The following is a 6325-nucleotide window of genomic DNA, read 5'->3' on the forward strand; positions in this document are numbered from 1 at the left end:
AATCGGCTATGAGGAGAGAGAAATGGAGAAACAATATTTAACCGTTACAGCATTAACACGCTATATTAAAACAAAAATAGAGTATGATCCGCATTTACAGTCTGTTTGGTTAAAAGGAGAAATTTCCAACTTTAAATATCATAGTCGTGGTCATATGTATTTTACATTGAAAGATGAAAATGCAAGAATTGCAGCGGTTATGTTTGCGGGTCATAATCGTAACATTAAATTCAGACCGGAAAATGGAATGAAAGTACTTGTAAAAGGAAAGATTTCTGTTTATGAAGCGAGTGGTTCTTATCAAATTTATATTCAAGACATGCAGCCTGACGGAATTGGAAACTTGCATTTAGCTTATGAGCAATTAAAAGTTCGTTTAGAGGAAGAGGGCTTGTTTTCTCAAGTTTATAAAAAAATAATTCCTCCGTATGCTAAAACAATAGGTGTAATCACGTCGCCAACAGGAGCAGCAATTCGCGATATTATAACAACAATTAAACGTCGTTATCCAATTGGAAATGTTATTGTGTTTCCTGTACTTGTACAAGGGGAGTCAGCAGCTCCCTCGATTGTACAAGCAATTCGTACAGCGAATGAAATGGGAGATATTGATGTTTTAATTGTTGGACGTGGTGGAGGCTCTATTGAAGAATTATGGGCCTTTAATGAGGAAGTAGTTGCAAGAGAAATTTTCACAAGTGAGATTCCGATTATTTCGGCTGTAGGCCATGAAACAGATTTTACAATCGCAGATTTTGTCGCGGATTTACGTGCACCAACACCGACTGCAGCAGCTGAGTTGGCGGTACCTAATACTATAGAGTTACAAGAAAAGGTATTACAAAGAACTCTGAGATTGCAAAGAGCAATGAGAGAGAGAGTACATAAAAAAGAAGAAAAACTGCAAGTGTTACAAAAATCTTATGCGTTCCGTTATCCAAGGCAAGTGTACGAGCAAAAAGAAGAGCAGTTAGACAGGGCTCTTGAACAACTTGTTTTAGCGAAAGAGCGTTATATAGATAAAAAAGTAAATCAATTAAAGCAACTTTCATTTTATTTAGAAAAGCACCACCCATCTCAAAAAATTATACAAACGAAAACGGCAATTGAAACGTTGCAAAAGCAGTTGCAACGTGAAATGCAAACATTACTTCAAACGAAGGAGTTCGTATTTGTGAGAGCGGCTCAAAAGCTTGAGGTATTAAGCCCGCTTAAAGTAATGATGAGAGGGTATGGGCTTGTATACGATGAAGAGAAACAAGTATTAAAAAGCGTGAAAGATGTTAGCCTTGGAGATGCTGTTTCGGTTCAATTACAAGATGGAATACTAGATTGTAGCGTATCAAGCATAGAGGAGCGTGAATTGAATAATGGAAAATAAGTTAAGCTTTGAAGAAGCAATTTCGCAGCTTGAGCATCTCGTTTCTAAGCTTGAACAAGGTGATGTACCTTTAGAGGAAGCAATTTCTTATTTTAAGGAAGGCATGGAATTATCTAAGCTTTGTGATGAGAAATTGAAAGATGTACAAGAACAAATGGCAGTTATCCTTGGGGAAGATGGAGAGCTTAAACCGTTTACTGCTTTAGGAGATGAAGCATAGTGACACATATAGCTTTTGATGCTTTTTTGAAAGAGAGTAAAACTTTCGTAGAAGAAAAGCTTGTAAGCTATGCAAATGAATTACAATGTCCAAATGTGCTTCGTGAAGCGATGGCATATTCTTTGGAAGCGGGTGGGAAACGTCTCCGCCCGTTACTTTTATTTGCAACGTTACAAGCGTTTGGGAAAGAAAGAAATCTTGGAGTGGGTGCAGCTTGTGCCCTTGAAATGATTCATACATATTCGTTAATTCATGATGATTTGCCTTGTATGGATGATGATGATCTAAGACGAGGAAAGCCTACAAATCATAAAGTATTTGGTGAAGCAATGGCAGTTTTAGCGGGAGATGGTTTGTTGACATATGCTTTTCAAGTTATTATGGCATATGAGCAAAAAGAAATCTCTGCTGAAAAAAAAGTAAGACTTGTACTTGAGCTTGCGAAAGCAGCAGGACCTGAAGGAATGGTTGCTGGACAAGTGGCAGATATGGAAGCTGAAGGAAAACGACTTACAATTAATGAATTAGAGTACATTCATAATCATAAGACAGGTAAACTGCTTGAGTTTGCTGTACTTGCAGGCGCGATACTTTCTGATGCTACAGAAGAGCAAGAAGAGAAGTTACTTGCATTTGCGAAATATATCGGTCTAGCTTTCCAAATTAGAGATGATATTTTGGATGTAGAAGGAACAGAAGAAGAGATTGGAAAACCGATTGGTAGTGATGCTTCCAACGAGAAGAGCACATATACGACGTTATTTACTGTAGATAGAGCAAAATCTATTTTAGAGGAGAAAATTGCAAAAGCAAAAGATTCTATTAGCTCCTTACAATTACAAGATGAATATTTACTATCTATTTGTGATTTAATCGCAAAACGTAATAACTAATATAACAGCGTTTCCATTTGTTGAGTCATTCATCATTTTATGATATAAATGTAGGAAAGGTTTTTCTTTTCTTGTTATTGGCAAAAATATATGTAGATTACATTGCCGTTATCACTTCGTGTTAGCGGCTATTTTTTTCATCACGTAAAGAAATATGATGTATAATATGATAAGTGAAAAAATGGAAGTGTTTTCTGAAAGCAGGACAAGATAAAAAGAATAGAAAAGATAATTTCTTGTGTTGTGTAAATGTTTCTTATAATATTTGACATGTTGACAGATTATGAAATGAAAGTGAGTGATCCATGTGGATCTAACGCAAATTCAAAACCCTAGTTTTTTGAAAGATATGTCTATCAGTGAACTAGAGGGGTTGAGTGAGGATATTCGTAAGTTTTTAATTGAAGAGCTCTCTCAAACAGGTGGACATATTGCACCTAATTTAGGTGTAGTAGAACTCACAATTGCTCTGCATAAATTATTTGATAGTCCGAAAGATAAGTTTTTATGGGACGTAGGACATCAATCCTATGTACATAAAATTTTAACAGGGCGTGCGAAAGAATTCGGCACATTAAGGCAATACCAAGGTCTATGTGGTTTTCCAAAACGCTGCGAGAGTGAGCATGATGTTTGGGAAACTGGTCATAGTTCAACGTCGTTATCTGCTGCAATGGGAATGGCTCTAGCACGTGATTTAAAGAAAACGGAAGAATACGTTATACCAATCATTGGCGATGGTGCATTAACAGGCGGAATGGCTTTAGAGGCATTGAACCACATTGGGCATGAAAAAACGGACATGATTGTTATTTTGAATGACAATGAAATGTCAATTGCACCAAACGTCGGTGCACTTCATAATGTACTTGGTCGTTTACGTACCGCAGGGAAGTACCATTGGGTAAAAGATGAACTAGAGTATATATTGAAGAAAATCCCAGCAGTCGGCGGGAAAGTTGCTGCGACAGCAGAGAAAATAAAAGATAGTCTAAAATATTTACTAGTATCAGGCGTCTTTTTTGAAGAATTAGGCTTTACATATTTAGGTCCGGTCGATGGGCATGATTATGAAAAGTTATTCGAAACGTTGCAATATGCAAAGAAAACAAAAGGCCCAGTACTTGTTCATGTTATTACGAAAAAAGGAAAAGGTTATAAACCAGCTGAAAGTGACGTTATTGGAACTTGGCATGGAACAGGACCGTATAAAATTGAGTCAGGTGACTTCGTTAAACCGAAAGAAGTTGCACCAGCATGGAGTGCTGTTGTTAGTGAAACAGTGCTTAAGCTAGCGAGAACGGATGAACGTATCGTTGCAATTACGCCTGCAATGCCTGTTGGATCGAAACTTGAGAAATTCCAAAAAGAATTTCCGGATCGCATGATTGATGTAGGTATTGCAGAGCAGCATGCTACAACAATGGCAGCTGGTATGGCAACACAAGGGATGAAGCCGTTCTTAGCAATTTATTCAACATTTTTACAAAGAGCATATGACCAAGTTGTTCATGATATTTGTCGCCAGAATTTAAATGTTTTCATTGGAATAGATCGCTCTGGATTAGTAGGAGCAGACGGTGAAACGCATCAAGGTGTATTTGACATCGCGTTTTTACGTCACTTGCCGAATATGGTGCTTATGATGCCGAAAGATGAAAATGAAGGTCAACATTTAGTATATACAGCGATGCAATACGAAGATGGACCGATTGCTTTACGTTATGCACGCGGAAATGGACTTGGCGTTCAAATGGATGAAGAATTAAAGGCGATTCCAATCGGTACATGGGAAACGTTAAAAGAAGGCACACAAGCAGCAATTTTAACGTTTGGTACGACAATCCCGATGGCAATGGAAGCAGCTGAGCGTCTTGAACAAGCTGGAGTATCAGTGAAAGTAGTGAATGCTCGCTTTATTAAGCCGATGGACGAAGCATATTTACATGAGCTTTTAGGGAAAAATATACCGATTTTAACGATTGAAGAGGCTTGTTTAATCGGTGGCTTTGGAACGGGAGTAGTTGAATTTGCTTCTGAGAACGGATACCATAGTGCTTTAATTGAACGAATGGGTATTCCTGATCGCTTCATAGAGCATGGTAGTGTAACAAAACTGTTAGAAGAAATTGGTTTAACAACAGATGCTGTTGTAGACCGTATTCATACAATGATTCCATCAAAACAAAAAAGGGCGTAACAAATGAGCGTAAAAAAAGAAAGAGTAGATGTACTATTAGTAGAGCGAGGACTTATAGAAACGCGTGAGAAGGCTAAACGTGCTGTTATGGCAGGTCTTGTATATGCGAATGAAATCAGACTCGATAAGCCAGGGGAGAAAATCTCACAAGATACGGAGATTACGGTGAAAGGGCAAGTCATGCCGTATGTAAGCCGTGGTGGTTATAAGCTTGAAAAGGCATTAGAAACATTTCAACTTGATTTACAAGATAAGGTTATGATAGATATTGGTTCATCAACTGGTGGTTTTACAGACTGTGCGCTTCAAAATGGGGCGAAGTTATCCTACGCATTAGATGTAGGATATAATCAACTTGCGTGGAAATTGCGTCAAGATGAGCGTGTTGTTGTGATGGAACGAACGAACTTCCGTTACGTGACACCGGCAGATTTAGAGCGTGGTTTACCGCAGTTTGCAAGTATTGATGTTTCATTTATATCATTAAGGCTTATATTGCCGGTTTTAAAAACAATGCTTATGCCAAATGGTGATGTAGCTGCATTGATTAAACCTCAGTTTGAAGCTGGACGAGAACAAGTCGGGAAAAAAGGCATTGTTCGTGATAGAAAAGTACATGAAGCTGTCGTGGAAATGATTGTCGATTTTGCTCTTAAGGAAGGCTATAATATCGAAGGTTTAACATTCTCACCAATTACAGGCGGGGATGGAAATATTGAATTTTTAATTCATCTAAAGTGGCACGGTGAGCGTGAGAATGGCGAAAATCATTCTCCGGTTTCTATTGAGCAAGTTGTTACAGAAGCACATGATGTTCTAAAACAAAAAGGGAAAGGGGAATAACATATGTTGTTCCTCTTTTTGTTGTAATCGTATAATGATTGTAAAAACAATTGTGTACAAGTAATGGATTATACGGTAACATAAATAAATGAAGTATACCAATGTTTAAACTATGGTAAGAGATAGTGTGAGGTGCAAATGTATGAATAAAGGTCAGCGCCATATTAAAATCAGGGAAATTATTGCTAACAAAGAAATTGAAACACAAGATGAACTAGTTGATATTTTACGTAATGTGGGGTTTAATGTAACGCAAGCAACAGTATCGCGCGATATTAAAGAACTGCACTTAGTGAAGGTGCCATTACATGATGGCCGCTATAAATATAGCTTGCCAGCAGATCAACGATTTAATCCGTTGCAAAAATTAAAACGAAATCTAGTGGATTCATTTGTAAAATTAGACACGGCAGGACATATGCTTGTGCTAAAAACATTGCCTGGTAACGCTCATTCACTTGGGGCACTCATTGATCATTTAGAGTGGGATGAGATCGTCGGAACCATTTGTGGTGATGATACTTGCTTAATTATTTGCCGTACACCTGAAGATACAGGTGTTGTCTCTGATCGTTTCTTAAATATGCTTTAACAGAAAAATCTTGTTTACTTTCCTCTGTAAAGTGGAAAGTAAACAAGATATTTTTATTGGCGAAAAATACGGATTTTCAAATACAATACATTATTTTTTTTGAATGAAGTTAGAAAATAGGTGGATTGACCCGTAAAACGAATGTTTGGTACAATGGAGCGGGTTAGAAGAGTAATTTATACATACAAACATATAG

Annotated in this window: 6 protein-coding genes; all 6 read left to right on the forward strand. The window is 37.5% G+C overall.

Annotated elements, in window-relative coordinates:
* Window positions 1-22 precede the first annotated feature (22 nt).
* Window positions 23-1381, forward strand: a complete 1359-nt coding sequence (gene xseA / locus AB3X49_RS04155) for an exodeoxyribonuclease VII large subunit (protein WP_002015068.1) — start codon at window positions 23-25, stop codon at window positions 1379-1381.
* Window positions 1371-1601 (forward strand): exodeoxyribonuclease VII small subunit, encoded by a 231-nt coding sequence (xseB, locus tag AB3X49_RS04160; protein WP_000428422.1) that lies wholly within the window; start codon window positions 1371-1373, stop codon window positions 1599-1601. Before xseA ends, xseB begins: the two co-directional genes overlap by 11 nt.
* A complete protein-coding gene (gene ispA / locus AB3X49_RS04165) occupies window positions 1601-2494 on the forward strand; it encodes a (2E,6E)-farnesyl diphosphate synthase (RefSeq protein ID WP_002015072.1) in 894 nt (297 codons plus the stop codon). Before xseB ends, ispA begins: the two co-directional genes overlap by 1 nt.
* A gap of 307 nt (window positions 2495-2801) precedes the next feature.
* Window positions 2802-4694, forward strand: coding sequence for a 1-deoxy-D-xylulose-5-phosphate synthase (gene dxs, locus AB3X49_RS04170; RefSeq protein WP_002067083.1), 1893 nt, complete (start codon window positions 2802-2804; stop codon window positions 4692-4694).
* Window positions 4695-4697: 3 nt separating this feature from the next.
* On the forward strand, window positions 4698-5537 hold the full coding sequence (locus tag AB3X49_RS04175) for a TlyA family RNA methyltransferase (protein ID WP_367960629.1): 840 nt from the start codon (window positions 4698-4700) through the stop codon (window positions 5535-5537).
* A gap of 142 nt (window positions 5538-5679) precedes the next feature.
* Window positions 5680-6129, forward strand: coding sequence for an arginine repressor ArgR (gene argR, locus AB3X49_RS04180; RefSeq protein WP_002015076.1), 450 nt, complete (start codon window positions 5680-5682; stop codon window positions 6127-6129).
* The last annotated feature ends 196 nt before the right edge of the window (window positions 6130-6325 follow it).

The sequence above is a fragment of the Bacillus sp. C30 genome (assembly GCF_040838255.1).
Classification (GTDB): domain Bacteria; phylum Bacillota; class Bacilli; order Bacillales; family Bacillaceae_G; genus Bacillus_A; species Bacillus_A mycoides.